This window comes from Amycolatopsis sp. CA-230715 (assembly GCF_018736145.1).
Lineage (GTDB): Bacteria > Actinomycetota > Actinomycetes > Mycobacteriales > Pseudonocardiaceae > Amycolatopsis.
Window position 1 is genome coordinate 453529 of sequence record NZ_CP059997.1, and the last position, 26042, is coordinate 479570.

Below are 26042 nucleotides of genomic sequence, written 5' to 3' on the forward strand. Positions count from 1 at the left end.
GGGGAGTGCCCACTGATCAGGACAGCGCGCTCGTCGTACGCCGAGCCAGGATCGCCGACGTGCGCAAGATCAAGGCCCTTGTCGACTCCGACGCCGGCCGCGTGCTGCTGGAGAAGGAACTGGTCACCCTGTACGAGAACGTGCAGGAGTTCTGGGTCGCCGAACAGGCAGGCGAAGTGCTCGGCTGCGGCGCGCTGCACGTGCTGTGGGAAGACATCGCCGAGGTCAGGACGATCGCGGTGGCCAAGCAGGCGCGCGGGCAGGGCATCGGCTACGCACTCGTCGGGCAGCTCCTCGACCTCGCCGCGGAACTGGGCCTGCGCCGCGTGTTCGTGCTGACCTTCGAGACGAGCTTCTTCGCCCGCCACGGGTTCACCGAGATCGACGGCACGCCGGTGACCCAGGAGGTCTACGACGAGATGCGGCGTTCGGTCGACCCCGGTGTCGCCGAGTTCCTCGACCTGCCGTTCGTCAAGCCGAACACCCTCGGCAACGCCCGCATGCTGCTGGAGCTCGACCAGCGCCCCTGATCACTTCTCGCCGAGGATCGCGTCCCGGAACTTCTTCGCCCTCGCCTGCGTCGCGGAGCGGCAGACCGGGTCGGTCCAGTCCCTGCCCTTCATCTCCGGGTCGTCGATCCCGTTCTCCCGCACTTCGAGCCGCACGTTGCCGTCGAGGACGTTGAGCTCGCAGTCCGGTTTCTGGTTCGGGATGTCGAGCACCGGTTTCTGCCACGCGGCGCGATCCCCGATCCCGAGGTCCTTCGCCTCTTCGTTGCCGTTGCGGATGCCCGCCTCGAAGTAGCCGGTCGCCTCCTCGGTGCCGGCGGGGTAGCCGCGCGGATCGGTGCTGTACATCGTCGCGTCGACGCTGATCACCTTCGCCCTGGAGGCACCGGGCGTCTCCTGCCGGAAGCTGCACGACATCAGGTACTCCGGATAGGTGCTGCCCTCCTTCGGCGCGCTCCTCGCCGTCCTCGGATCGAGGGCGGGCAGGTCGGGCAGCTTGCTCGCGACCTCCTGGCACGTCGGCAGCTTCGTGTACTTGTCCGGCGCCGCGGTCGGCTTGGGCGGTGCGGGCGGCGGCCCCGAGGGCTGCGCCTGCGACGGCTCGTCATCGTCACCGGTGAACACCACGATCGCGACGACCGCGAGCACCAGCACGACCACGCCGGCGGCGATCCCGGCGATGAGCCCCGTCTTCGGCTTCTTCGGTGGCGGGTAGCCCTGGCCCTGCTGGGGATAGCCGTACGGCGGCTGCCCGAAGTTCTGCTGGGGGTTTTGGTGGGGGTACCCCTGCTGGGGACGGCCGCCCTGCTGGTAGGGCCCGCCCTGGTAGGGCTGCTGCGGTGATCCCGGATGCACGACGAGGACCGTACCGCCACCGCCATCGGGGTGACCGCAGATCCAGCACATCGTGTCGTGACTCTTCTAGTAATTACTCGAAGAGTCTTGACTAGACGATTCGTGGCCGCGCATGCTGGTGCCGTGCCCACCTCGCCAGCGACGCCCGCCACCCAGCTCACCGTCGAGCAGCTCGCGGTCGCCGTCGACCTCCCCACCAGCACGATCCGCATGTACCAGACCAAGGGCCTGCTGCACGCGCCTCGGCGGCAGGGGCGCACCGCCCGGTACGACCGGTCGCACCTCGACCGGCTGCGGCTCGTGCAGCGCCTGCAGACGCGCGGGTTCTCGCTGCCCGCGATCGCGGAACTGATCGAGGCGCGCGAGCGCGGCGCGAACGTCGCCACCGTGCTGGGCCTCACCGGCTCCGCGGGCCCCGACGACTGGGTCCCGCTGCGGCTGCGCGACCTCCGCAAGCTCATCCCCGCCCGCGACCTCCGGCCGCGGCTGCTCCGGCGGGCGGGCGAGCTCGGCATGCTGCGCTGGCGGCGCGGGCGCCCGCACACGCGGCGCTGGGCGCTGGAAAGCGGGATCAGAGTGGTCAACCTGACCGTGCCGCCCGACGAGGTGCTCGATCAGCTCGAACGGCTGCGCGCGGTGACCGACGGGATCGCGGCCGACTTCGTCGGTGTGTTCGAACGGCGGCTTTGGCCCCAGCTCGCCGCCGACGCGGCCGCCGAGGACCAGCTCAACCAGGTGCGGGCGCTCCTGCTGGAACTGACCGAAACCGCCGAGACCGTCGTTCTCGGTGCCTTGCGCGAAGCGATCAGGGAAGCCGCCGAATCCTTCGCGGAACGCCACGCGCTCCTGCCCGCGGACGGGGCCGAACCGCCGTGGGCGAGCGATCCCGTCCCGGTGCTGTCACCGGAGGGCCCCGACGGCGTCACCGTGCCGGAAGACCAGGTGCTGGAACGGTTCCTGGCCGGACAAGACGAAGAGGACGCCGAAGAGTCCGAAAAGGACGGAAGATGACCACCTTCGTCACCGACCCAGCCTGGCGCGCCCAGCCCCGCGACGAAGGTGTCGTCGTGTACGCGGGCGCGGACCAGACCTACCTGATCCCCGATCTCACCCGGCACCAGGTCGACGGTGTCACGCGCTTGTTCGAGCAGGACGCCATCGACCCCGCCGAGATCGCCGAGGACGTGCGCCCGCTGCTGCCGAGGCTGCGCTCGCTCGGCGCGCTGCGCCCGGCGGTGCTGCCGTCCCGCGAGACGCCGCGGCGGCTGCGCGTCGGAGTGCGCGCGACCGGTCCCCTGCCGACCGCGTTGACCGTGGCGCTGTACGAGGCGTTCCCGCCGGTGGCCTCGCCCGAGCTCGACCTCGTCGTGCGCACCGCCGGCACGCTGCGCGACCTCGCGTCGCTCGCGGCGGAGCTGACCCGGCCCCATCTGCTGCTCGATCTCGCTTACCACCACACGATTTCACTGGGCCCGCTGGTGGTTCCCGGCGCCACCGCGTGCCTCGCGTGCCTGGCCGTCCGTTCCGGGCGCCGCTGGGGCGACCCGCCACCGCCGGAGCGGCCGTCGGCGACGGACTGCGCGAACCTCGCGGTCGCGCTCGCCGAGCACGCGCTGCGCAGGCTCTGGGACGGCTCGCTCGCGCTGACCGACCGGGTCGTCAGCCACCACCTCGACGAGCTGACCACCACCAGCGAGCACGTGCTGCCTTCGGCGGCGTGCCCGGTGTGCCCCGGTTTCGAGGTCGGCAAAACCGTGCTCCCCTGGGAAGCGGCATGACGGCGCCGCTCAAGCTCCCCGACGCGTTCACGCCCGGCGCCACGACCGCGGTGGCCGCGACACCGACGTGCTGCTGCTGTTGCTGCAGTTGCGCGGTCTCCACGGTGACCGCGACCGTGGCACTGCCGACCGGGTACCTCGCCGAGCGCCGCGAACAGAAGAAGCGGACGACCTTCGGCGCCGCGCTCACCGCGATCGGGCTCGGCGCGATCCCGGTCGCCGGGCTCACCGTCGTGATACTGCAGTTCACCGAGATCCTTCGCTTCGAAGCGCCGCTGGTGTTCCTGGTGGTGGTCGGCGTCGCCGCCGTCGTCCTCGCGACGCTGCTCGCCGCCGCCGGGCGCTCGCCCCGGCCCGAACGCGTCGCGGCTCGCACCGCACTGTGGGCGCTCGCCGTGGCCGTCGAGTTCTTCGTCGTCCTTTTAGCACTGATGACGGGCTGGCTGTTCGTCGGGCCCTACCTCGCGCTCACGCTGATCTCGCCGGTGCTGGCCGTGATGCACCGCCGGAAGTTCGCATGACAGCGGGACTCCTCGACCGGGCGGTCGGCTGGCGCCAGGGCGTCATCGCGGAGCTGCGGCCGGTGCCGAGGAGTCTGGCCGATCTCGACGTGCCCGGCTGGGCCGCGGTGGCGGAACCGTTCCGCGCGGGCGGGACCAGCGGCGGCGCGGGACCGCACGCCAGGGAAGCGGCGATCGCGGAGGCCATGGAACGGCACGCGGCGGCGACCTGCCCGCTGGAGTCGAGGCCGGTTCCGGAGAACGCGGTGCACTGGCCGATCGAGGACTTCACGCTCCACTCCCCCGCGCAGCGCGCACACCGGAATTTTCCTTACCGCTACGAGGATCCCGGGTACACGCGGGCATGGACCCTGCCCGGCAACGCCGAGATCTGGGTACCCGCCGGGCTCGTCGGGCTGCGGCCGGAGCACGGGCTCCCGGCCACCTCGTCCGGGCTCGCCGCCGGACCGTCCACAGTGCACGCTCTGCTGCGCGCGACGCAGGAACTCATCGAGCGCGACGCGTTGACCGTGAGCTGGCTGCATTCCCTTGCCCCTGCCCGGATCCCGGTCCCGGCGGCGCTGCGGGAGCCGGTCGAGTCGCTCGGCGGCCGGGTCCACGCGTTCGACCTCACCCCCGGGTACAGCCCGCATCCGGTGATCGCGGTCGCGGGCACCCTGCCCCTCGGCGGAAGGCCGCGCTCCACGCTCGGTCTCGCTTGCCGTGCCGACGCGGGTGAAGCGCTCGAAAAGGCCTGGCTCGAATGGACCCAGGGCACGGTGTTCCTCGAAGTGTGGCTCGCGGGGAACGAGAAGACCGTGCTGAAACCCCGTCAGGTCACCGATTTCGACGCACACGCCGCCTACTACACGTCCCGTCCGCGCGAGTGGGACAGGCTGCCGTGGTGGCGGGGACCGGTGGGCACGGCTCCGGTTTCTTCGCCCGCGCGCGGTACCGCGGCGGAGCTGGCCGAGCTGGTGCGCGCGCTGCGACGGCACCGGATCCGGCTCGCCTACCGCGAACTGACCACGCCGGAGCTCGCGGCGGTGGGGCTCAACGCCGTGCGGGTGCTCTCCCCCGAGCTGACCCCGCTGCACTCGGATCACCGCTGGCCGTTCCTCGGCGGCACCACGGCGGATCTGGCGCGCCGCTTCCCGGACGCGAAACCGGGCGTCTTCCCGAACCCGCACCCGCACCCACTCGGCTGAGAGGCACTTGATGACCGACCCCCTGCCAGACCCGTTCGATGACTTCTGGACCGCGAGCCGCCTCACGCCGGTGACGCAGCGCAGGTTCGCCGAGCGGCTCCGCGAGTACCGGCCGGAGTTCTCCGGGACGGACCCGTTCGCGCTGCCCGGCCGTTACCACGCGCTGCGCCGGTCCGCCGACGGTCTCGACCGCACGTTCCGCCGTCGCCGCAGCAGCAGGGAGTTCCGCGAGGAACCGCTGCCCGCCAAGCAGCTCGGCATGGTGCTCGCCGCGCTCGCGGACGACGAAACCCGCAGCTACCCCTCCGCGGGCGGGCTGTACCCCCTGCGCTGCTATCCGCTGCTGCTGAACGTGCGGCACGAACTGGGCGGGCGCGTCTGCCGGTACGAACCGAGCAGGCACGCGGTGCAGGACGTCGCGCCGTGCCCGTCGTGGGCCGAACTGGCCCCGATGATGGGCGCCAGCGGCACCGACGGTCCGGGACCGCAGCTCGTGCTGGCGTTCGTGCTCGCCGACGAACCGCTGGTCGCGAAGTACGGGGTGCGGGGCGGGCGGTTCGGGCTGATCGAAGCGGGTTCCGCCGTGCAGTCCGTGGCGTTGCGGCTCGCGGCCGAACGGCTCGGCGGGTACCTCCTCGGCGGGGCCGCGGACACTCCCGTGCTCGATCTGCTCGGACTGGCCGGGCAACCGGTGCGGCTCGCCGCGGCGCTCGCCGCCGGAATCCCCTCCTGAGCCGCCTCCGGTCGCGAGCAACCGGAAAAACCCCGCCCCCGGCGGATTTAGGGGTTCTCCCGCGCGCCGTCAGGCCCAAGACTGAGCCGGTCTTGGTTCGCCAGCTCAGCGAGGAGTCGCGATGACACTGTCCACTCTGCACCGCCGGATCGCGACTGTCGCGGTCGGCCTCGCCACCGCCGGGATCGTCTCCACCGGCACGGCGCAGGCCGACAACATCCAGACCATCACCGACAACTACCTGTTCAGCACCTCGCTGTCGAACTTCGAGAAGATCCGCGACAGCAAGCCGTACCCCGGCCAGCTCGACTGGTCCTCGGACGCGTGCTCGTGGTCGCCGGACAAGCCGGTCGGCTTCGACTTCAAGCCCGGCTGCCACCGCCACGACTTCGGCTACCGCAACTACAAGAAGCAGGGCCGCTTCAACGCCACGAGCAAGAAGAAGATCGACGACAACTTCTACAGCGATCTCAAGGGCATCTGCAAGGGCAACGTCGCCTGCAACGGCATCGCGTGGATCTACTACCAGGCCGTGCGCAAGCTGGGCAGCTGAGGACTTCCCCTGCGGCGGCGGGCTTTCCCGCCGCCGCATAGGGTCGGGCCGGAGAACGGTTCGACCCGCGGAGGCCCCGATGGACACCGACCACCTGCTGAGCACGACGCGCGCCGTGCGGCGCAAGCTCGATCTCGACCGGCCCGTCGAAGACGAGGTGCTGGCGGACTGCCTGCGGCTCGCGATCCAGGCCCCGACCCCGGGCAACGCGCAGTCCTGGCGCTGGCTCGTGGTACGCGACCAGTCCGTGAAGAACGAGATCGGGGCGCTGTTCCGCGAGATCGGCACCGCCTACCTCGAATCGATGATCGAGAAGGCGGGCGAGGCCGCGGACGAAGGCCCCATCGCGCGCAACCTCGCGTCCGGCCGTCACCTCGTCGACGTGATCGAGCGCGTTCCGGTGTTCGTCATCCCGTGCCTGCAAGGACGGCCGGAAGGCGGCAACGAAGCCCTTTCGGTGTTCTACGGCGGCATCTTCCCCGCGGTGTGGAGCTTCCAGCTGGCGCTGCGCTCGCGCGGGCTCGGGTCCACCCTCACCAGCTACCACCTCCAGCGCGAGGCCGAAGCGGCGAGGATCCTCGGCATCCCGGACGGCTTCACCCAGGTCGGCCTGCTGCCGGTGGCCTACACCACGGTGCCGGACTTCAAACCCGCGCCGCGGGCGCCGATCGAGGAGATCGCGTTCCTCGACCACTGGGGCGCCCCGATTCGCTAGAGTGGGCCGCATGCGCCGTTCGCCGTCCACCCCGCACCAGGGTCTGGTGTAGGCGATGGCCGCCGGGGAGCCCACCAGCTCCCCGGCGAAGAAGCTGCTGACGCTGCTCGTCGCCGCGAACGTCCTTTGTGTCCTGAACAACGGCATGGTCACCGTGCTGCTGGCGAAGCTGCGCGAGGAGTTCGGCGCGGACGCCGCCGCGATCGGCCTGACCGCGACCGGGTTCCTCGCCGCCGCGGCGATCGGCACCCCGGTGCACGGCGCGGTGTGCGGCAGGGCGGGCACCCTCGTCGTGCTGCGCTGCGGGCTGCTCCTGCTCGGCACGGGCGCGGCACTCGCCGCCGCCGCGCCGAACGTCGCGGTCCTCGTCGCCGCGCGGATCGCCCAGGGCGCGGGCGCGGCGTGCGTGCCGGTGGTGTCGGCGGTCGCGGTCACGCTCGGCTGGCCGCCCGGCCGCCGCGGGCTGCCGTTCGGGCTGATCGCCACCGGGATCGGCGCCGCGCAGGCATCCGGCCCCGTGGTCGGCGGCGCGGTCGCGCAGCTGACCGGCTGGCGGGCCCTGTTCACCGGAACGGCGGTGCTGGCGGTGGCGCTCACGGTCATCGCGGGCCGAGTGCTGCCGCCGAAGTACGGGCGCTCCACCGCTCGCGTCTTCCCCGCCGAGCTGTTCCGCACCCGCGCGTTCCTCGCGGCCACCGCGGCCGGGTTCCTCGGACTGCTCGCGTTCCTCGCGGTCGAGATCCTCGTCCCGCAGCTGGCCGGGTTCGCGCACGGCCTCGGCACCGGCGCGACGGCACTGGTGCTTTCCCCCGGCGCGGTCACCGCGGTCCTGCTCGCCCTGCCCGCCGGTACCTGGTCCGATCGCTTCGGGCCGCGGGTCGTGGTGGTCGCCGGACTGCTGACGAGCCTCGCTTCGGTGCTGTTCCTGTCCACTGTGGCCGGTCGATCCGTGGTGCTGCTCGGGGCCGGTTTCCTCGGCACCAGCGCGGGTTTCGCGCTGCTCAGCGCTCCGTTGTCGAACGCGGTTTCGGTCGCGTTGCCATCCGAGCTGGCGAATGCTGGTGTCGGCGTGTACCAGTGCGCGTTCGCGCTCGGCGGCGGGATCGGGGCCACCTTCGCGGGCACCGTGCTGACCGCCCGTGAACCCGCCGCCCCGCGCTGGAACCCTTGGTACGACGGCGTTTGGGGCGCCTACTCGGACGCGCTGCTCGCGATCGCGCCGGTACTGGCGCTGGGTCTGCTGGTGGGCCTGCTCCTGCCCCGCCGCGTGCGCTAACCGGCGCGAACGGTCACCTGGTGGCCGTCCTGGCTCACCGACACGAGTTCGACGGTGCGCGCGTCCCGCGGCCCGCCCCGCGCCCCGGTGTGCAGATCGGCCGTGGTGCTCCCGGCGCGCTCCCGCACCACGAACCGGGCCACGGCTTCCCCCTGCCAGATGCACTGCATGCGCGGCGGGCACCGCGAGTCGGACACCAGCCCGGTGAACCGGACCGCCAAGTCCCGCCCGGCGATCGCCGCCTCCTGGCCGACCGTCAACGTGAAGTCCCGGCCCGGCGGCACGACGGCGGCCGGTTCCGGCGACTTCCCTGGTCGAGGGCCGTGCTCGGAAGCGGCCGAGCTGGCCGTGCCCGCCCCAAGCACGGCGAGCACCGCGAGCCCGACGGCGAATCGCTGGATGTCCACCTCGGGAGGACGGCCCGAACCCCACTCGGGGTTGCACCGGATCAGCAGATCTTTTCCACCAGAGCCCACACCCCGGTGGCCGGGTTCCGTTCATGCTCGGCACCGAGTCCGCTACCCCGCGCCCGCTCGACCGCGTTGTCCACCCCCTGCGCGTAATCCTCGAAACGCAGCGCCGATTTGTCGTACTCGGGCAAATGCTTGCGCAGACGCTTCTCCACGTCGTTGTAGCAAGTCAGCGGAGCGGCACACGCTTCGAAGTGCAGAAGGAGCCAAAACTCGAAACAGGGGTTCGAAATCGCCAGGTTGACCTTCAGCCGCGAGGCCGCCGATACCGCCTTGCACAGGTCGTACTCGTCCACGTCGAGCACGCACCACACCTCGTCGTGCGTGCCCGCCGCCCGATCACGCATTCCGGCGGCGTACTTGACGACCCCTTCCGGACCTCCGGGCTTGGCCTTCACCTTGACCGTGACCGCCGGGTTCCGCCGCGCGCGCTTGAGCCCTTCGAAGTACGCGGGTTCGGTCGCGGCCGCGCCGCAGACGACGAGCAGCGAAAGCCTGGGCGCGCGAAACGCGCGCCGCCGCCGATCGCTGTTCTCGCGCCGCGTCATCTGCCGAGGACCGCATCAGAGAACGAGGTACCGCCGAGCACCGGGACGGCGCCATAACTACCCGCCAGATAACGGCGTTCGGTGTTCTGGTCCTTGCGGGGCTTGAAGTCCGTGAGCGGGTACAGCTCGCTCACGCCGTCCGCGCCCTTGTCGACGAACCAGATCTGGTCGCGGTCCAACACCTGGTCACCGAGCATGGTCCCCAGCAGGCTGGTGTCGTGCGTGGTGAAGACCAGCTGCGCGTTCGCGGAGTTCACTTCGGGGTCCTGGAACAGCCCGACGAGCCGTGCCGTCAGCAGCGGGTGCAGGCTCGCGTCGATCTCGTCGACCACGAGCACTTGGCCGTGGTCGAGCGAGTCGAGAACCGAAGGAAGCAGTTCCAGCCAGTTCCTCGTACCGGCGGACTCGTCGTCCAGGTCGAACGGCCCGCCACCCGCTCCGTGTGTCAGCGCGAGTTTCCAATGCCGGGAAGGGGGCGCGCCCCGGCGGGCAATTTCGCGAGCCACCGCGGTGATCGTGCGGGGCAGGCCGGGAATGTGGCCTTCCACTTCCTCCGCGACGACATCGGTGATGCCGACGTCCGCCGCGGCCAGCAGTGCCACCAGCCGCCGCGCGTTGTCCGGGCGGTGGTGGAGGTAGTGGCCGACGTTGTGCGCCACCAGCCCGGGAGGTGAACCACTGCCGAGGGCGCGCAGGGTGAGGCAGGCCTCGAACCACCGGTAGACCGGCATCAACGGCCCCAGTTCGAGGCGGTCGCAGCTGCCGAGGAGCAGGGCGTCCGGCCGGATCAGCTCTTCCAGCACGGCGAGCTTGGCCCTCAGATCGGCGACCGTACTGCCGAATCTGGTCTCGTCACCCTCGCGCTCGAAGATCACCCGGCGCCGCTTCTCCGGGAACGAGTAAAGCCATTCCTCTCGCACGGTGTCCTCATCGAGGACGAAACCGTAGGTGTACCGGACGTTCTCCGCGACCAGCTCCGCGACGAAGACCGAAGGCACGGCCGCCCCCGGCAGCGGCCGGAACGGAGACCGTTCGAGGCGACCGCTGTCGTCCCGGCGAAACGACGACAGGACTGCCGAGCGCATGAATTCGAGCCCGTCGACGAGGTTCGACTTACCGGAGGCGTTGGCGCCGTAGATCGCCGCCACCGGCACGACCGGGCGTTCGTCACCGGGCATCGACGGCATCAGGAGCAGCTCCTGCTCGTCCCGGAACGAGCGGTGGTTGCCCAGCCGAAAACTCCGGAGCATGACCAAGCACCTCCCTGACAGAGTTTCGAGTCGTTCTGTACCAGTAAACCGCACAGAACAACTCGAAGCACCAGCGAGGCGGGTTTTGCCTACTCGTCGTCTTCGTCGGCGGGCGGGGCGTCGCCGCCGCGGATCATGAAGAGCACGCCGTCCAGCTCCTCGGGCTTGATCAGCACGTCCCGCGCCTTCGAGCCCTCCGACGGGCCGACCACGCCCCTGCTCTCCAGCAGGTCCATCAGCCGTCCCGCCTTGGCGAAACCGACGCGGAGCTTGCGCTGCAGCATCGACGTCGACCCGAACTGCGAGGTCACGATCAGCTCCGCGGCCTGCAGGAGCACGTCGAGGTCGTCGCCGATGTCGGGGTCGATTTCCTTCTTCTCGCCCGCCTTCTGCGCGGTGACCCCGTCGGTGTATTCGGGCTGCGCCTGGTCCTTGGTGAAGTTGACGATCGCGGAGATCTCGTCGTCACCGACGAACGCGCCCTGGATGCGGACCGGTTTCCCGGCGCCCATCGGCAGGTACAGCGCGTCGCCCATGCCGATCAGCTTCTCCGCGCCCGGCTGGTCGAGGATGACCCGCGAGTCGGTGAGCGAGGAGGTCGCGAACGCCAGCCGGGACGGCACGTTCGTCTTGATCAGGCCGGTCACCACGTCGACCGACGGGCGCTGCGTCGCGAGCACCAGGTGGATCCCGGCGGCACGCGCCTTCTGCGTGATCCGGACGATCGCGTCCTCGACGTCGCGCGGCGCGGTCATCATCAGGTCGGCGAGCTCGTCGACGATCGCCATGATGTACGGGTACGGCCGGTACTCGCGCTCGCTGCCCGGCGGCGCGGTGATCTCGCCGGAGCGGACCTTCTTGTTGAAGTCGTCGATGTGGCGGACCCGGTTGGCCTGCATGTCCTGGTAGCGCTGCTCCATCTCCTCCACCAGCCAGGCCAGCGCGGCGGCGGCCTTCTTCGGCTGGGTGATGATGGGCGTGATCAGGTGCGGGATGCCTTCGTACGGGGTCAGTTCGACCATCTTCGGGTCGATCAGGATCATCCGGCACTCGTCCGGCGTCGCCCGCGCCAGCAGCGAGACCAGCATCGAGTTGACGAAGCTCGACTTACCGGATCCGGTGGACCCCGCGACCAGCAGGTGCGGCATCTTCGTCAGGTTCGCGGTGACGAAATCGCCCTCGATGTCCTTGCCGAGCCCGATGACCATCGGGTGGTTGTCCTTGGCCGCCTTCGACGAGCGGAGCACGTCGCCGAGCCGCACCATCTCGCGGTCGGAGTTCGGCACCTCGATGCCCACCGCGGACTTGCCGGGGATCGGCGCCAGCAGGCGCACGTTGTCGGTGGCCACCGCGTAGGCGATGTTCTTCGTCAGCGCGGTGATCTTTTCGACCTTCACGCCGGGGCCCAGCTCGACCTCGTACCGGGTGACCGTCGGCCCTCGGGTGAAGCCGGTGACCTGGGCGTCCACATTGAACTGTTCGAGGACGCCGGTGATCGCCTCGATCATCGCGTCGTTGGCCTTGCTGCGGGTCTTCGGCGCGTCCCCGAGGGTCAGCAGCTCCGCGGACGGCAGCTGGTAGTCGCCTTCGACCGTGCGCGTGACGGAGAGCGCGGGCTCCGGCTTCGGCTGCTTCTTCTCGGCGACCGGTTTCGGCGGCTTCGGCGGTTTGACCGGCGTCGGCGGCTCCGCGAGCGCGGCGTCGATGTCGAGCTGCGCGCCATCGGCGTCACCACTGGCCTGCCGCCGCCGCGACGGTTTGCGCAGGCGCACCGACTTCGGGTCCGCCTCGGTGACGGCGGCGCGTTCGTCGGCGATGGCCTGCCGTTCGGCTTCGGCCTCCTCGATCTCGTCCTCGTCGAGACCCCAGGTGCGCAGCCGGTGCGGGATCTGGTTCACCGGCGTGCCGGTGAACACCAGCACGCCGAACCCGAGCGCCAATATCAGCAGCGGCGCGGCGACCCAGGTGGTGACGCCCTTCGCGAGCATCCCGCCGGAGAGGTAGCCGAGCACGCCGCCCGCGTACATCTGGCCGTCGAGATCGGTGGGCTGGCGCAGGAACAGGTGGAGCAGGCCGAGCACCGCGAGGACGACCAGCAGCGAGCCGATCACCATCCGCGGCCGCGTTTCCGGGCGAGGCTCCGAGCGCATCAGCGCGATCGCGGCGACCAGCAGCACCAGCGGCACGGTGACCGAGCCCGCGCCGAACACGGTCCGCGCGGCGACCTGCACCCAGCCGCCGATCGGGCCAGCGGCCTGCCACCAGACGCCGACGGCGGTGACGATGCCGAGCGCGATCATGCCGAGCGCGAGCCCGTCCCTGCGGTGCTCGGCCTCGAGGTCACGGGTGCGGCCGACGGTGCGCGCCAGGCTGCCCACGCCGCGCGCGAGCAGCGTCCAGCCGCCGCGGACGGCGCGGCTGAAACCGCCGGAGGACCGCCTGGCCGGCGCGCGCTTGGCGGCGGGTTTGCGAGCAGCGGGTTTGCGGGCGGCCGGGCGCGACGACGAGCGGGTACCACTCTTGCGCGGCGCCCCCTTGCCCTTGGCGCCGCCGGTGCTCCTCGCCGTGCTCCGTCTGGTTGCAGTCGACCCGCTAGCCATGCCCTCTACGGTAACCGCCATTTCCCTCTCGTCACTGCTGCCACTCCGGTCTCATGCCCATCACGGACGGCGAAACCGGCGTGCGGACGGGGCCGTGGCATGCTCGTGCCATGTTCGCGCTGCACCAGGACCGAAACCCCGGCCGCGCCCCGGCGATCTGGCGGACGATGCTCACCATCGACCGGGGGCTGGTCAACTTCGTCGGCAAGCTCCGCGTCACCGGCGGGGTACCGCCCGAGCTGCGCCGGCGCCCGCTGCTGATGGCCGCCAACCACATCGGCGTCTTCGACGCGTTCGTCCTGATGGCGGCGTGCAAGCGGATCGGCATCGACCCGAGGTTCATGCTCGCGGGCGGCATCCTCGACATGCCGCTGTTCGGCCCCGCGCTCCGGCAGAGCGGGCACCTCCGGATCGACCGGGGCAAGGCCGACGCGGTGGGCCAGTTCGCCGACGCGGTCGAGGCGATGCGCACCACCCGCGACCCGATCGTCGTCTACCCCGAGGGCCGGATCAGCCACGACCCCGGCCTGTGGCCGGAGCGCGGGAAGACCGGCGCCGCCAGGCTCGCGCTCGCCGCGGGCGTCCCGGTGATCCCGATCAGCCAGTGGGGCGCGCACGAGGCCGTCTATTGGGGCACCGAGAAGGTCGCCGGGCCCGCCGACATCGTCCCGCTGGCCCGCTCCGGACTCAGCGCGCCGTTGCGCAGGCCGACGTTCCGGGTCCACTTCGGCAAACCGGTCGACCTCTCCGGCGTCGAGCCGGACCGCCCCGGCGCCGGGGTGCGGGCCCACGCGAAGATCATGCAGGCCATCACCGACGGGCTGGTGCCGCTGCGCGCGGGCGAGCTGGACCGCCCACGCTTCCACGACCCGACCAGGCCGACCGACACGGTGAGCCCCTGGAAGCGCCACTGACGGGCGCCGTCCGGATCATGGGACGGCGGGAACGGGCCGCCTACAGTCGGGGCGGTGAGCACTCGCATCCTCGTCGTCTACTACAGCGCCACCGGGAACACCGCGGCACTGGCCGAAGCGCTGGCCGACGGCGCGCGTGACGGTGGCGCGGAGGTCCGGGTCCGCACGGTCGCCGAGACCGCGCCGCCGGAGGCCGTGGCGAGCAACCCGCGCTGGCGGGCGTGGGTCGACGCCGGGCCGCACGCCGAGCTGGCGACGCTCGGCGATCTCGAGTGGGCCGACGGGCTCGCGGTGGGCAGCCCGACGCGGTTCGGCGGGCCAGCGAGCCAGCTGAAGGCCTACCTCGACACCACCGGCGGCCTCTGGGCGAAGGGCAAGCTGGTGAACAAGGTCGCGACCTCGTTCACCACCTCGTCGACGGCCCACGGCGGGCTCGAATCGACGGTGCTGGCGATCAACAACGCCTTCTACCACTGGGGCGCGATCGTGCTCCCGCTCGGCTACACCGACCCGCACCTGCTCGAATCCGGCAACCCGTACGGCGGTTCGTTCGTGTCGAGGTCGTCGGCGGCGCCGGACGAAACCGCGCTGAGCGCACTCCGCCTTCAAGGTAACCGCCTAGCTCTGATCAGCGGTTATGTCGCACGGGGCGTGGCCGACCGCTGAATTCGGTCGCCACCTGCGAAAACGGTGGCTACTCTCGCGCACGTGAGCATTCCCGTCGCACCATTGCCCCGCGTCCGATCACAGCAGCGCGGCACCGTCCTGATCCTGGTCGCGTCGTTCTTCTTCGGCAGCTCCGGGGTGATCGGGAAACCGGCGATGCTGGCCGGGCTGTCCCCGGAGCAGGTCGCCGCCGCGCGGATCGGGCTGGCCGCCGTCATCCTGTTCGCGCTGGTCGGGCTCATCCGGCCCCGGTCGCTGCGGGTGCGACGGGGCGACTGGCCGCTGCTGCTCGGCTACGGGCTGCTCGGCGTCGCCGGGGCGCAGCTGTGCTACTTCATCGCCGCGGGCCGGATCCCGGTCGGCATCGCGATCCTGCTCGAATTCACCTCGCCGGTGCTGGTCGCGCTGTGGGTCCGCTTCGCCCGCCGCACGAAGCTGCCCGTGCCGATGTGGGGCGGGATCGCGCTCGCGATGGCCGGGCTCGTACTGGTCGCGCAGGTGTGGGAGGGCGACGGCGTCGACCTGCTCGGCCTGCTCGCGGGCCTCGGGGCGGCGGTGTGCGCGATGGCCTACTTCCTGCTCAGCGAGCGCGCGGGGGACGACAGGGACCCGATCGGGCTGGTGACCTGGGGCATGGCAATCGGCGGAGCCGGGGTGTGCGTCGTCGCGCCGCCGTGGACGCTGCCCGCCGCCGTGCTCACCACGCCCGCCTCGTTCGGGCCGTGGCACCCGCCGGTGTGGGCGCTGCTGGTGGCGGTGGCGCTGCTGTCCACCGCGCTCGCCTACCTGCTCGGCACGACCGCCCTGCGGCACCTGCCCGCCTCGGTCGGCAGCGTGCTCGCGCTGATGGAGCCGGTGGTCGCCACGGTGCTCGCGTGGGTGCTGCTCGGCGAACAGCTCACCTGGATCCAGGTGGCTGGCGCGGCGGTGCTGCTGACCGGCGCCGTGATCGTCCAGCTGAACCCGCCGCGCGGCGAGCCCGTCACCCGCTGAACGCGCCGAGTTCGGCGAGTTCGGCCTGCTGCGCCTGGACGAGGCGGGACGCGATGTCCTTGGCGCGCGGATCGCCGCCGTGCGCGAGCTGGTCCTCGGCCAGCCGTCCCGCGTCGCGTTCGTGCTCGGCCATCGCCAGCGCGAACCCGCGGTCGAACGCGGGTCCGGTCGTGGCGCGCAGTTCGTCGATCTTCGCCTCCGTGAGCACGCCCGGCTTCCCGTGGCCGAGGCCAGGGTCCTCCGGCGCGGGCTGACCCCACGCCTCGAGCAGCGCGGAAAGCTCGGCGATCTGCGGTTCGCGCACGTCCTCGATGCGCTGGGCGAGCGCCTTCACGCGCCCTGCCTTTTCGACGGCGAGCGCCGCCAGGTCGACGGCTTGCTGGTGGTGCGGGATGAGCGCGGTCGCGAAGGCGACGTCGGCGCCGGTGAAGGACGGCGCGGCCGGTGCTTCCGGCGGCGGTTCCGCGGTGCAGCCCGCGAGAACCAATACCACGGCGATCGCGGCGCGACGAAGAACCACGGCCCATCCTCCCGGCTCGACAACCGGACCAGGTTCGCAGAACGGATTTTTCGGAAGACATCCGGGGTAACCGGAACAAAGCGGGGAACGCCGGGGTTGCACCGAGCAGGACGACATACCCCCTGGGGGTATACAGAGGAGGCGATCATGGATCACGCGCTCACCCGGCAAGCGATCTCGGCGACGTTGCACTGCTTGACCGGCTGCGCCATCGGCGAGGTGCTCGGCCTGGTGATCGGGACCGCCTTCGGCTGGTCGAACCTGCCCACGGTGGTGCTCTCGATCGCGCTCGCCTTCGTGTTCGGCTACTCGCTTTCGATCCGTTCCGTGCTCGGGTCGGGCCTGTCGCTGCGCCGTGCGATCGGCATCGCGCTGGCCGCCGACACGCTGTCCATCGCCACCATGGAGATCGTCGACAACGGCGTGATGGTCGTGCTGCCGGGGGCGATGAACGCGGGGCTGGTGAACGCGATGTTCTGGATCGGCATGGTCGTCTCGCTCGCGATCGCGTTCGTGGTGACGGTGCCGGTGAACCGCTGGCTGATCGGCAGGGGCAAGGGCCACGCGGTCATGCACGCCCACCACGCCGGGCACTGACTCCCTGGCGCGCCACTGGTCAAATCCCCGGCCGTGGTGCGAGAATCCCGCGATCTTGATCAGCGGCGCGCCGAGGAGGGCCGATGGCTTCCGGGACACCGACGGACACCGAGGGGCTCCGCCCGGCGCTGCGGCAGCGCCACGTGCGCATGATCGCGCTCGGCGGGATCATCGGCGCCAGCCTGTTCATCGGCAGCGGGGCGGTGATCCACACCGTCGGCCCGGCGGCGGTGCTCTCCTACGCGCTCGGCGGCCTGCTGGTCGTGCTCGTGATGCGCATGCTCGGCGAGATGGCGGCGGCCAAGCCGCGGCTGGGCTCGTTCATGGAGTACGCCACGGAATCGCTCGGCGGCTGGGCCGGGTTCACCATCGGCTGGCTCTATTGGTACTTCTGGGTCGGCGTCGTCGCGTTCGAAGCGGTCGCGGGCGCGAAGATCCTCTCCGGCTGGATCACCGTGGTGCCGCAGTGGGTGTTCGCGCTGTGCCTGATGCTCCTGCTGACGCTGACCAACCTGGCCTCGGCGCGGTCCTTCGGCGAGACCGAGTTCTGGCTCGCCTCGGTCAAGGTCGCCACGATCGTGATCTTCCTGGTGATCGGCGCGCTGTTCGTGCTCGGGCTCTGGCCGGGCGCGTCGTTCTCGGTCGGCAACCTCGGGCTCGACGGGTTCTTCGCGGGCGGCGGGTTCTCCGTCGTGCACGGTGTGGTGATCGTGATCTTCTCCTACTTCGGCGCCGAGATCGTGACGATCGCCGCCGCGGAATCCGCCGAGCCCGCGAAGGCGGTGCAAAAGGCCACGAACACCACGGTGTGGCGGGTGATCCTGTTCTACGTCGGATCGGTCGCGCTGATCGTGATGATCACGCCGTGGCGCGACGTGCCGTCCGAGACCAGCCCGTTCGCCGCCGCCTTCGGCCGGTTCGGCATCCCCGCCGCCGAAACGATCGTCAGCGTCGTGGTGCTGACGGCGGCGCTGTCCGTGCTGAATTCGGGGCTCTACACCGCCTCGCGCATGCTGTTCGCGCTGCGGCGGCACGGCTGGGCGCCGAAGTGGATCGCGGACACCAACGCGCGCGGCGTGCCGTGGAAGGCGATCCTGCTGTCCACCGTGGTCGGTTACGTAGCGGTGGCAATGAACTACGTTTCACCTGATCAGGTGTTCTACTTCATCATCAACTCGGCAGGCGCTGTCGCGTTGTTCGTCTACGCGATCATCGCGGGCTCCCAGCTCCGGATGCGCAAAAAGCTCGAAGCCGAGTCGCCGGAATTGCTGAAACTGCGCATGTGGGGCTACCCGTGGCTCAGCTGGGTGACACTCGCCGGGATCCTGTTCGTGGTGGTGTCCATGGTGTTCGTCAAGGACGCGCGCTCCCAGTTACTACTGAGCGTGATCAGCCTCGTCGCCATTCTCGGGATCTATCTCATGGTGCGACGCTCCCGCCACGCCGCGTAAGGTCTGGCGGGTGGTGGACCTCAGACTGGCCTTCCTCGTCCTGTCCGTGTGCGTCTTCGCCACCGCCTGCACGGCCGACGACGTCGCACCCCCGTCGGGGGGTGCCGCACCCCCCTCCGGGGCGGTCCCGTCCTGGCTCACGACCGCGGACGGTGACCAGCGCCTGGCACTGGGCCCGTCGACGAACTGGGTGGACGGCCCCGGCTCGGGGACGACGGTCACCGTGCACCCGGAGTCGGCCCGCCAAACCATGCGAGGCTTCGGCGCCTCGTTCACCGACTCCTCCGCCGATCTCGTCGCCGCCTCGCCGCGCCGCGACGAACTGATGACCGCCCTGTTCGACCCCGTTCGCGGAATCGGGCTCACCGCGCTGCGCCAGCCGATGGGGGCCTCGGACTTCTCGACCACCTTCTCGACCTACGACGACGTGCGGCCGGGCGAATTCGACTGGCAGCTCAAGAAGTTCAGCATCGACCGCGACCGCAGGAACGTCCTCCCGCTGCTGCGCCAGGCGGCGGCGCTCAGCCCGGCGCTGAAGGTCATGGCGACGCCGTGGTCCCCGCCGGCGTGGATGAAGGACAGCGGCAGCCTCACCGGCGGCAAGCTCAACGCCGCCGCCTTCCACACCTACGCCCAGTACTTCGTCCGGTTCGTGCGCGCCTACGCCGACGCCGGGATCCGCGTGGACGCCGTGACACCGCAGAACGAACCGACCATGTCCTCCCCCGAGTACCCGAGCGCGCAGATGACCCCGAGCGCGCAGGCCGCGTTCATCGGCAACGACCTCGGGCCCGCGCTGAAGGCGGCGGGACTGGACACCCGCATCCTCGCCTACGACCACAACTGGTCCGATGTGGACTATCCGAAGTCCGTGCTGGACAACGCGAAGGCGCGCGGGTTCGTCGACGGGGTCGCGTTCCACTGCTATCAGGGCGATCCCGCCGCGCAGCAGGAGGTGCTGGACCGCTACCCCGGGATCGGCGTGCACCTCACCGAGTGCAGCAGCACCCAGAACTCCTCCGACGACAAGGGTTTCTCGGACACCCTGCTGTGGCAGGCCGAGCACCTCCTGATCGAGGGCACGCGCACCGGCGCGTCCTCCGTGCTCGCCTGGAACGTCGCGCTCGACGCCGCGAACGGCCCGGCGCGGGGCTGGTGCCGCAACTGCACCGGGCTGCTCACCGTGGACCCGAAGGTCCCCTCCGGCGTCCGGTTCAACGCCGCGTACTACGTGCTCGGCCACGCGGGCAAGTTCGTCGTGCCGGGCGCGGTGCGGGTCGACTCGGCGACCGAGGGCGGGGACGGGCTCGAGTCCACCGCGTTCCGCAACCCGGACGGCCTGCTGTCGGTGATCGTGCTCAACACCGGCGAAGCGCGCACGTTCGACCTCTCGCTCGGCGGACGGCACACCACCGTTTCGCTGCCCGCCCGGTCGATGGCCACCTACCGGATCGCTCAGCCGCAGCCGGGCGGCTGACAGGAAAGCTTGCCCAGCGCGCCGTAGAAGACGTCGCTGATCTTCGCCGGATCCTTGGTGGTGAAGGCTTTCCCGCCGGTCGGTGTGGTGATCGCGTCCAGTTCGGACGCGTCGACGTCGGGCCCGACCCCGATCCCGATGATCTGCACGGGACGGCGCGGGTCGGCCAGCTTTCCCAGCTGTGCCAGCAGTTCCGCCCTGCTGATGCCGTGCGGGTCCTCGTTGCGGCCGTCGGTCATCACCACGACCACGTTGAGCCTGCCCGGCTCCCATTCCGCGCGGGCCTGCCGGTAGGCGGCGAGCGTGCTGTCGTACAACCCGGTCCTGCCCTGCGCGGTGGCCTTCACCGCGCGCAGTTTCGCCAGCGCGCTCCCGGCGAGCTGCTCGGAAACCGGTGCCATCGGGACGATCTCGCGGTAGTCCTTGTCCCCGTCGAGCTCGGTGGAGAACGTCCAAATCCCGATCTTCGAGGTCGGTTTGAACAGCCGCATGCCCTTTTCCGCCGCCTCCAGCGTGACCTCCATCCTGGTCCGGCCGGTACCGGGGACGACGGCGTTCATCGAACCGGACACGTCGATCAGCACCCGCACCCGCGAACTGAGGTTCACCCCGGCCCACACGTTCAACAGATCGTCCACAGTGGACGAAGGTGGCATCGCGACCGGGGCGCGGTCGGCGGCCGAGATCCGCGTGTCCGCCGACCGGTCGCGCAGGAAGTGCCCGTCCGGGGCGCGGAAACCGGCGTCGGCGAGCGCCGAGGCGCCCGCGGGGGCGAGCAGCGCGTGCAGCAGATCCGCGGCCGCCGCGCTCTGCGCCTGGTTCGCGCTCGTCAGCACGGTGTACGGGAAGTCGAGCGCGGGCACCGGCGCTTCGGGGTAGACCGCCACGAGCGGCCGCTGGCCCTGTTTGCTGTTCTGGCGGAGCACCGCGTTTTCCGAGGACGGGAACGCGCTCACCGGTTTCTGCGGCGCGGTGGTGCCGGGCAGCCGGGAGAACAGGTCCGCCGAGTTCGCCGTCGTGTTCGGTGAGACGCGCCGGAGCGCGGAGGTGAAGGCGGCGCTGTCGGCGGCGCCCCCGGTCACGGCGCGCACGCCGAGCAGGCCGGCCACCCCGACCGGATCCCGTGCGGGATCGGGCATCCCGAGGGCGAGATCGGTCTCGGCCAGCGCCGCCGACCAGGTCGGCGCCCTGCCAGGCCAGCCGAGTCCGTGCGCCGCGTCCTCGGTCAGCGCGAGCACCACCGGGGAGTTCGCCACCGAGGTGCCCGCGTTCGGCACGTCGGCGCTGCCGCCCGCACCGGCCCAGTGCAGGCGCAGGCTGGATTCGGGGATCCACACCTGCGGGCGCGCCGCCCCGTCCGACACGGCGAGCGACTCGGCGACCGCGGCCGAGTCCCGCTCTCCGACCTCGAACCGGGTGCAGCCCTGGCCCGGCAGCCCGGCGGCGACCCGCGAAACGACCGGCGCGATGGCGGGGGCCGCGGCCACGTGCACCACGGTCGGCGACGCGCAGGACGGCGAGTCGAACCCACCCCGCAGCACGATGGCAACCGAGACAGCGACCACCGCCAACGCCACGACCACACTCGTGACTACTGTCCGTCTTCGACTTCCCCGCGGCCGTCTGCTGGTCGAATGCCGCCCCATCGGCGTCGGCCCTCCTGCCGATCGGCGCGACTTCCCCTGCTGGGAGGTCACTTGTCCGGGGCCAAGGCTAATCGCGATTTCGGCCGTTTCCTACTGCGTTCGGCCTAGCATCAGCTACTCTTTGTGTTGGCTTCGGGGAAGAAGTTCAGCAGCGCCGCCGAAGTCCGTAACGCCGGGGAGCCGGACCCGACTTCCCTCTCACGGGGGAGCCGGACCCCACCGCGGTACGACGACGGCACCGCGGCGGACCGGTCAAACTGGCTCCACCACAGGCGCTGACCAGGGGGAAGGGGAAAGCCGATGAACCGTCCGAGCCGAGCCGAGCAGCGGAGGGCACGGCGGGCACTGCTGACGCAGGCCGTCACGGTCGCGTTCGCACTGCTCGTCGCGCAGGCGAAGCGCTGAAAATCGGCCCCGGAACTGGAAGTTCCGGGGCCGTTCGCCATGACGCTCCCTAGACCGGAAGCACCGTCGGCACGATCATCGGCCGCCGCCGGTAGGTGTCGGCGACCCAGCGGCCGACGACCCGGCGCACCGCCTGCGCGATCCGGTGGGTGTCGGTGATGCCCTCGGACTCGGTGCGCGACAGTTCCATCTCCACCAGCGGGACCACGGCGTCGAGCGCCTTCGGGTCGTCGGAGAAACCGCGGCCGGAGACCGTCGGCGGGCCCACCGCGCGCCCGGTGCTCGAGTCGACGGCGACGGTGATCGCGATGAACCCGCCCTCGCCCAGCACGAGCCGGTCGGACAGGGTCGACTCGCCGACGTCGCCGACGGACAGGCCGTCGACGTAGACGTGACCCACCTCGACCCGGCCGGTGCGGCGCGCCTGCCCGTCCACGAGGTCGACCACGACGCCGTCCTCGGCGATCACCACGTTCTCCGGCGCGACGCCGGTGCGGATCGCCAGTTCACCGTTGGCGCGCAAGTGTTTCCACTCGCCGTGCACCGGCATCACGTTGCTCGGGCGCACCGCGTTGTAGAGGTACAGCAGCTCCCCCGCCGAGGCGTGCCCGGAAACGTGCACCTTCGCGTTGCCCTGGTGCACCACGTTCGCGCCGAGCCTGGTGAGGCCGTTGACCACGCCGAACACCGCGGTTTCGTTGCCGGGGATCATCGAGCTGGCCAGCACGACCGTGTCGCCCGCCTTGATCGAGATCTGGCGGTGCTCGCCGCGCGCCATCCGCGACAGCGCCGACAGCGGCTCGCCCTGCGAACCGGTCGACACGAACAGCACCTTGCTCTCCGGCAGATCGGCGGCCTGGTCGAGGTCGACGAGCAGGCCCTCGGGCACGTTCAGCAGGCCCAGTTCGGCGGCGATGCCCATGTTGCGGACCATCGACCTGCCCACGAACGCGACCCGCCGCCCGTGCTCCTGCGCGACGTCGAGGACCTGCTGCACGCGGTGCACGTGGCTGGCGAAGCACGCGACGATCACGCGCCGGTCCACCCGGCGGATCACGTCGTCGAGCACCGGGCCGATATCGCGCTCCGGCATCACGAACCCGGGCACCTCGGCGTTCGTCGAGTCCACGCAGAACAGGTCCACGCCCTCGTCGCCGAGCCGGGAGAACCCGGCGAGGTCGGTCAGCCTGCCGTCGAGCGGGAGCTGGTCCAGCTTGATGTCGCCGGTGTGCAGCACCACGCCCGCCGGGGTCCGGATCGCGACCGCGAGCGCGTCCGGGATGGAGTGGTTGACCGCGAAGAACTCGCATTCGAACGGCCCGACGGTGCGGCGGCCGCCTTCGCGGACCTCGACGAGCTGCGGCCGCTGCTTGTGCTCCTTGCACTTCGCGGCGAGCAGCGCGAGGGTGAACCGCGAGCCGTAGATCGGCAGGTCGGGACGCAGGCGCAGGAGGAACGGCACCGCGCCGATGTGGTCCTCGTGCCCGTGGGTCAGCACGATCCCGTCGATATCGTCGAGCCGGTTCTCGATCGCGCGGAAATCGGGCAGGATCAGGTCGACGCCTGGCTGGTCGTCCTCGGGGAAGAGCACCCCGCAGTCGACGATGAGCAGCCGCCCGTCGTACTCGAAAACGGTCATGTTGCGGCCGACCTCGCCGATCCCGCCCAGCGCGACGACGCGAAGGCCCCCTTCGGGGAGTGCGGGCGGTGCGGCGGTCGGTCCTGGTCCGGTTGCTAGCGAGCTCACCGAGGCATGGTCCCAACGCTGGTATGGGTGGTGGGCGCGACGTACGCCGCGGCCGAATCGGTCTGGGCGACCCTGGTGCCGTGCCAGTCCGCGGTCGAATCCGACAGCGGGACCCCGGCCTGGGTGAGGTCCGCGGCGATGGCCTGGATCTGGTCTTCGGTGGCGGGCACCAGCGGCAGCCGCGGGTCGCCCGCGTCGTGCCCGCGCAGGCGCAGCGCCGTCTTGCTGAACACGACCCCGCCGACGCGGGAGAACGCGCGGAACACCGGCAGCATGCCGCGGTGGTTCGTGCGCGCGGTGGAGGTGTCACCGTCTTCGTAGGCCTCGATCATCGCGCGGATCCGGCCCGCGACGACGTGCCCGATCACGCTGACCACCCCGGCCGCGCCGACCGACAGCCATGGCAGGTTGAGGCCGTCGTCGCCGGAGTAGTAGGCGAGATGGGTGTTCGCGATGACCTCGCTGCCCGCGAGCAGATCGCCCTTCGCGTCCTTCACGGCCAGGATGCGCGGGTGCTCGGCGAGCCTGCGCAGCGTGTCGACCTCGATCGGCACGATCGACCGCGGCGGGATGTCGTAGAGCATCACGGGCAGGCCGGTCGCGTCGGCCACCGTGGTGAAGTGCGCGTGCAGCCCGGCCTGGCTCGGCCGCGAGTAGTACGGCGTCACCACGAGCACGCCGTGCGCGCCCGCCTTCTCCGCCTGCTGGACCACTTCGACGCTGTGCGCGGTGTTGTAGTCGCCGGCGCCCGCGATCACGGTCGCCCTGTCCCCCACCGCTTCGACGACGGCCTCGATGACGGCGACCTTCTCGGCGTCGGTGGTCGTCGGGCACTCGCCGGTGGTGCCGTTCACCACCAGCCCGTCGTTGCCGAGGTCCACCAGGTGCTCCGCGATCTCCTGCGCCCGCTTCAGGTCGAGCGCCCCGTCGGCGGCGAACGGCGTGATCATCGCGGTGAGCACGCGCCCGAACGGTCTTCCCGGCGCGGCGGAGGGGGGCGCGGACTGCGCGGACTGAGCGGACATGCCACTGACGGTACCTCGTAGCGGTGACGGAATTCGCGACGACCTCGCCGAAATCCCATGATCGACTGACGCCCTCGACGGCGCACCGGAGAATCCACGGCGGACCGCCGCGGCCGCCGGAACTTCTCCAGCGCTACTTCACCTTCTCCACCATCGGCCGGTCGAGCTGGCCCCCCGTGCGCTTCGTCACGACGCAGTACGCGTCGTGCACCACCGAGCCGCTCGACGTCGGCGGCGTGGTCCACGCCCCCGAGGTCGGGATGAGCGCCTGGTACGACAACTGCTCGCGGTTCTCCGGTTTGACCGCGTCGGAATGGAAGCCCAGCGCGCATTCGGCCTCCGCCCAAGCCCGCAGCTTGCCTTCGTCCGGGTACCCGGCGACGGCCGTGTCGGTGCTGGAGTCGTGGTCGAACATCGACGATTTGGACAGTACTTCGAAGTCGTGCGACTTCTTGCACTCGACGCCGTTGTCCGAGCCGACCGAACCGCCGCCTTCGAGCGGCCGGTTGTAGCAGGGGTAGCTCGACGAGTAGTCGAATTGGACACTGCCGCCGGGGCCGTAGGTGAGCGTCGGCTTCATCGCCGGGTCGGTGGCGTCGGTCCCCCACCACTTGCCCAGTGCCACCCCACCCGCGAGCAGCACCACCGCGGCGACCGCGGCGCCGATCTTGACCGCACCGCGTTTCTTCGCGCCCGCCCCGTTTTCCGGTGCCGCGATCGCGCGCGTCGCGGGAGGTCCATAGTGGACGGTGGCCTGCCCGCCCTGTTCGCCCCGCGCCGCCATGGCGAGCAGCCCGTCCGCCTGGTCCGGGCTGATCCGCGCCTCCGGGTTCGCGATCAGCATGCCCATGATCGCCGAGGCGAGCGGGCCCTGCGCCCTGGTCAGGTACGGCACCTCGGTCATGATCGCGTGCAGCGTCGCGGCGGTGGTCGGCCGGTCGAACGCGACGGTGCCCTCCACCGCGAAGAACAGCGTCGCGCCGAGCGACCACAGATCCGACGCCGCCAGTGCCTCGCGGCCGTCGACCCGTTCCGGCGCCATGAAGGCGGGGCTGCCGACGATCATGCCGCTGGTGGTGATCCTCGGGTCGTCGACGGCCTGGGCGATGCCGAAGTCGGTGAGCTTCACGCGCCCGTTCGGCGCCACCATGATGTTGCCGGGCTTGACGTCGCGGTGCACGATGCCCGCCTCGTGCGCGGCCCGCAGCGCGGAGAGCACCTGCTGCCCGATCGCGGCGGCCTGCGCGGCGGGCAGCGGGCCGTGCGCGCGGACCAGGTCCGACAGCGTCGGCGCGGACACCAGCTCCATCACGATGTGGGTGCTGCCGCCGTCGTTCACCACGTCGTAGACGGTGACGACGGCGGGGTCGTTGAGCCTGCCGCCGGTGCGGACCTCGCGCAGCACGCGCTCGGCGAACACGCCGGGATCCCCGGCGCCGTCGGGAAGGCGCAGCTCCTTGATCGCGACCTGCCTGCCGATCACGCTGTCCTCGGCGCGCCACACCACGCCCATCCCACCGCGGCCGAGCTCGTCGAGGAGCACATAACGCCCCGCAAGGACCCTCCTGCCACCGGCCGCCTGGGTCGTGGTCTGTTCGTCGGTCAC

25 protein-coding genes are annotated in these 26042 nt (G+C 71.0%); 15 read left to right on the plus strand and 10 right to left on the minus strand.

Annotated features, from left to right (window positions below):
* Nucleotides 1-5: 5 nt before the first annotated feature.
* Nucleotides 6-530, plus strand: a complete 525-nt coding sequence (locus HUW46_RS02140) for an amino-acid N-acetyltransferase (RefSeq protein ID WP_215545650.1) — start codon at nt 6-8, stop codon at nt 528-530.
* On the opposite strand, the gene HUW46_RS02145 is transcribed toward HUW46_RS02140, so the two are convergent.
* Nucleotides 531-1364: a proline-rich domain-containing protein gene (locus HUW46_RS02145; RefSeq protein ID WP_215545651.1), complete on the minus strand. Its 834-nt coding sequence runs from the start codon at nt 1362-1364 to the stop codon at nt 531-533.
* Between the two features lie 123 nt (nt 1365-1487).
* Here HUW46_RS02145 and HUW46_RS02150 point away from each other — a divergent pair, with 123 nt between their 5' ends.
* The 8 genes from HUW46_RS02150 (at nt 1488) to HUW46_RS02185 (ending at nt 8127) form a co-directional block, all read left to right on the plus strand.
* Nucleotides 1488-2375 (plus strand): MerR family transcriptional regulator, encoded by an 888-nt coding sequence (locus HUW46_RS02150; protein WP_254125726.1) that lies wholly within the window; start codon nt 1488-1490, stop codon nt 2373-2375.
* Nucleotides 2372-3142 carry a hypothetical protein gene (locus HUW46_RS02155; protein WP_215545653.1) on the plus strand — a complete coding sequence of 257 codons (771 nt, stop codon included), beginning with the start codon at nt 2372-2374 and terminating at the stop codon, nt 3140-3142. The genes HUW46_RS02150 and HUW46_RS02155 overlap by 4 nt, the downstream gene beginning before the upstream one ends.
* The gene (locus tag HUW46_RS02160) at nt 3139-3663 is read left to right on the plus strand and encodes a hypothetical protein (RefSeq protein WP_215545654.1); all 525 of its coding nucleotides are present in this window, start codon (nt 3139-3141) and stop codon (nt 3661-3663) included. Before HUW46_RS02155 ends, HUW46_RS02160 begins: the two co-directional genes overlap by 4 nt.
* Nucleotides 3660-4850, plus strand: a complete 1191-nt coding sequence (locus HUW46_RS02165; RefSeq protein WP_215545655.1) for a YcaO-like family protein — start codon at nt 3660-3662, stop codon at nt 4848-4850. The genes HUW46_RS02160 and HUW46_RS02165 overlap by 4 nt, the downstream gene beginning before the upstream one ends.
* A 10-nt stretch (nt 4851-4860) precedes the next feature.
* On the plus strand, nt 4861-5583 hold the full coding sequence (locus tag HUW46_RS02170) for a nitroreductase family protein (RefSeq protein WP_215545656.1): 723 nt from the start codon (nt 4861-4863) through the stop codon (nt 5581-5583).
* Nucleotides 5584-5704: 121 nt separating this feature from the next.
* The gene (locus HUW46_RS02175; RefSeq protein WP_215545657.1) at nt 5705-6136 is read left to right on the plus strand and encodes a phospholipase; all 432 of its coding nucleotides are present in this window, start codon (nt 5705-5707) and stop codon (nt 6134-6136) included.
* Between the two features lie 79 nt (nt 6137-6215).
* Nucleotides 6216-6851, plus strand: a complete 636-nt coding sequence (locus HUW46_RS02180; RefSeq protein WP_215545658.1) for a nitroreductase family protein — start codon at nt 6216-6218, stop codon at nt 6849-6851.
* Between the two features lie 55 nt (nt 6852-6906).
* Nucleotides 6907-8127, plus strand: coding sequence for an MFS transporter (locus tag HUW46_RS02185; RefSeq protein ID WP_215545659.1), 1221 nt, complete (start codon nt 6907-6909; stop codon nt 8125-8127).
* Here the strand turns inward: HUW46_RS02185 and HUW46_RS02190 are convergent.
* From HUW46_RS02190 to HUW46_RS02205, 4 genes are all read right to left on the minus strand, one after another.
* On the minus strand, nt 8124-8534 hold the full coding sequence (locus HUW46_RS02190) for a hypothetical protein (protein WP_254125728.1): 411 nt from the start codon (nt 8532-8534) through the stop codon (nt 8124-8126). The two genes, HUW46_RS02185 and HUW46_RS02190, sit on opposite strands and share 4 nt — an antisense overlap.
* A gap of 41 nt (nt 8535-8575) precedes the next feature.
* On the minus strand, nt 8576-9145 hold the full coding sequence (locus tag HUW46_RS02195; RefSeq protein ID WP_215545660.1) for an RloB family protein: 570 nt from the start codon (nt 9143-9145) through the stop codon (nt 8576-8578).
* Nucleotides 9142-10395, minus strand: coding sequence for an AAA family ATPase (locus HUW46_RS02200; protein WP_215545661.1), 1254 nt, complete (start codon nt 10393-10395; stop codon nt 9142-9144). Before HUW46_RS02200 ends, HUW46_RS02195 begins: the two co-directional genes overlap by 4 nt.
* An 89-nt stretch (nt 10396-10484) precedes the next feature.
* Nucleotides 10485-12995: an FtsK/SpoIIIE family DNA translocase gene (locus HUW46_RS02205; RefSeq protein WP_215545662.1), complete on the minus strand. Its 2511-nt coding sequence runs from the start codon at nt 12993-12995 to the stop codon at nt 10485-10487.
* A 110-nt stretch (nt 12996-13105) separates the two neighbouring features.
* On the opposite strand from HUW46_RS02205, the gene HUW46_RS02210 reads away from it, so the two are divergent.
* Genes HUW46_RS02210 through HUW46_RS02220 form a run of 3 tightly spaced genes read left to right on the plus strand, consistent with a single transcriptional unit; the run spans nt 13106 to nt 15568 of the window.
* Complete coding sequence (locus HUW46_RS02210; RefSeq protein ID WP_215549624.1) at nt 13106-13909, plus strand: lysophospholipid acyltransferase family protein; 804 nt, start codon at nt 13106-13108, stop codon at nt 13907-13909.
* 54 nt (nt 13910-13963) lie between these two features.
* On the plus strand, nt 13964-14575 hold the full coding sequence (gene wrbA, locus HUW46_RS02215) for an NAD(P)H:quinone oxidoreductase (protein WP_215545663.1): 612 nt from the start codon (nt 13964-13966) through the stop codon (nt 14573-14575).
* Between the two features lie 42 nt (nt 14576-14617).
* On the plus strand, nt 14618-15568 hold the full coding sequence (locus HUW46_RS02220; protein WP_254125730.1) for an EamA family transporter: 951 nt from the start codon (nt 14618-14620) through the stop codon (nt 15566-15568).
* On the opposite strand, the gene HUW46_RS02225 is transcribed toward HUW46_RS02220, so the two are convergent.
* Nucleotides 15558-16088: a DUF305 domain-containing protein gene (locus HUW46_RS02225; RefSeq protein ID WP_215545665.1), complete on the minus strand. Its 531-nt coding sequence runs from the start codon at nt 16086-16088 to the stop codon at nt 15558-15560. The genes HUW46_RS02220 and HUW46_RS02225 overlap by 11 nt on opposite strands.
* Nucleotides 16089-16235: 147 nt before the next feature.
* Here HUW46_RS02225 and HUW46_RS02230 point away from each other — a divergent pair, with 147 nt between their 5' ends.
* From HUW46_RS02230 to HUW46_RS02240, 3 genes are all read left to right on the plus strand, one after another.
* The gene (locus HUW46_RS02230; protein WP_215545666.1) at nt 16236-16685 is read left to right on the plus strand and encodes a DUF4396 domain-containing protein; all 450 of its coding nucleotides are present in this window, start codon (nt 16236-16238) and stop codon (nt 16683-16685) included.
* An 83-nt stretch (nt 16686-16768) separates the two neighbouring features.
* The gene (locus tag HUW46_RS02235) at nt 16769-18136 is read left to right on the plus strand and encodes an amino acid permease (RefSeq protein WP_215545667.1); all 1368 of its coding nucleotides are present in this window, start codon (nt 16769-16771) and stop codon (nt 18134-18136) included.
* Between the two features lie 10 nt (nt 18137-18146).
* A complete protein-coding gene (locus HUW46_RS02240; RefSeq protein ID WP_215545668.1) occupies nt 18147-19613 on the plus strand; it encodes a glycoside hydrolase family 30 protein in 1467 nt (488 codons plus the stop codon).
* On the opposite strand, the gene HUW46_RS02245 is transcribed toward HUW46_RS02240, so the two are convergent.
* From HUW46_RS02245 to HUW46_RS02260, 4 genes are all read right to left on the minus strand, one after another.
* Nucleotides 19592-21196, minus strand: a complete 1605-nt coding sequence (locus HUW46_RS02245) for a substrate-binding domain-containing protein (protein ID WP_254125732.1) — start codon at nt 21194-21196, stop codon at nt 19592-19594. The genes HUW46_RS02240 and HUW46_RS02245 overlap by 22 nt on opposite strands.
* A 517-nt stretch (nt 21197-21713) precedes the next feature.
* Nucleotides 21714-23411, minus strand: a complete 1698-nt coding sequence (locus HUW46_RS02250) for a ribonuclease J (RefSeq protein WP_215545670.1) — start codon at nt 23409-23411, stop codon at nt 21714-21716.
* Complete coding sequence (gene dapA, locus HUW46_RS02255) at nt 23408-24436, minus strand: 4-hydroxy-tetrahydrodipicolinate synthase (protein ID WP_215545671.1); 1029 nt, start codon at nt 24434-24436, stop codon at nt 23408-23410. Before dapA ends, HUW46_RS02250 begins: the two co-directional genes overlap by 4 nt.
* Nucleotides 24437-24569: 133 nt before the next feature.
* On the minus strand, nt 24570-26042 hold the full coding sequence (locus tag HUW46_RS02260; RefSeq protein ID WP_215545672.1) for a serine/threonine-protein kinase: 1473 nt from the start codon (nt 26040-26042) through the stop codon (nt 24570-24572).

Coding starts and splice junctions, on each gene's coding strand:
- HUW46_RS02185 (WP_215545659.1), top strand. CDS start 6,907: ATGGCCGCCGGGGAGCCCACCAGCTCCCCGGCGAAGAAGCTGCTGACG.
- HUW46_RS02175 (WP_215545657.1), top strand. CDS start 5,705: ATGACACTGTCCACTCTGCACCGCCGGATCGCGACTGTCGCGGTCGGC.
- HUW46_RS02205 (WP_215545662.1), bottom strand. CDS start 12,995: ATGGCTAGCGGGTCGACTGCAACCAGACGGAGCACGGCGAGGAGCACC.
- dapA (WP_215545671.1), bottom strand. CDS start 24,436: ATGTCCGCTCAGTCCGCGCAGTCCGCGCCCCCCTCCGCCGCGCCGGGA.
- HUW46_RS02200 (WP_215545661.1), bottom strand. CDS start 10,395: ATGCTCCGGAGTTTTCGGCTGGGCAACCACCGCTCGTTCCGGGACGAG.
- HUW46_RS02165 (WP_215545655.1), top strand. CDS start 3,660: ATGACAGCGGGACTCCTCGACCGGGCGGTCGGCTGGCGCCAGGGCGTC.
- HUW46_RS02195 (WP_215545660.1), bottom strand. CDS start 9,145: ATGACGCGGCGCGAGAACAGCGATCGGCGGCGGCGCGCGTTTCGCGCG.
- HUW46_RS02180 (WP_215545658.1), top strand. CDS start 6,216: ATGGACACCGACCACCTGCTGAGCACGACGCGCGCCGTGCGGCGCAAG.
- HUW46_RS02230 (WP_215545666.1), top strand. CDS start 16,236: ATGGATCACGCGCTCACCCGGCAAGCGATCTCGGCGACGTTGCACTGC.
- HUW46_RS02155 (WP_215545653.1), top strand. CDS start 2,372: ATGACCACCTTCGTCACCGACCCAGCCTGGCGCGCCCAGCCCCGCGAC.
- HUW46_RS02210 (WP_215549624.1), top strand. CDS start 13,106: ATGTTCGCGCTGCACCAGGACCGAAACCCCGGCCGCGCCCCGGCGATC.
- HUW46_RS02235 (WP_215545667.1), top strand. CDS start 16,769: ATGGCTTCCGGGACACCGACGGACACCGAGGGGCTCCGCCCGGCGCTG.
- HUW46_RS02160 (WP_215545654.1), top strand. CDS start 3,139: ATGACGGCGCCGCTCAAGCTCCCCGACGCGTTCACGCCCGGCGCCACG.
- HUW46_RS02170 (WP_215545656.1), top strand. CDS start 4,861: ATGACCGACCCCCTGCCAGACCCGTTCGATGACTTCTGGACCGCGAGC.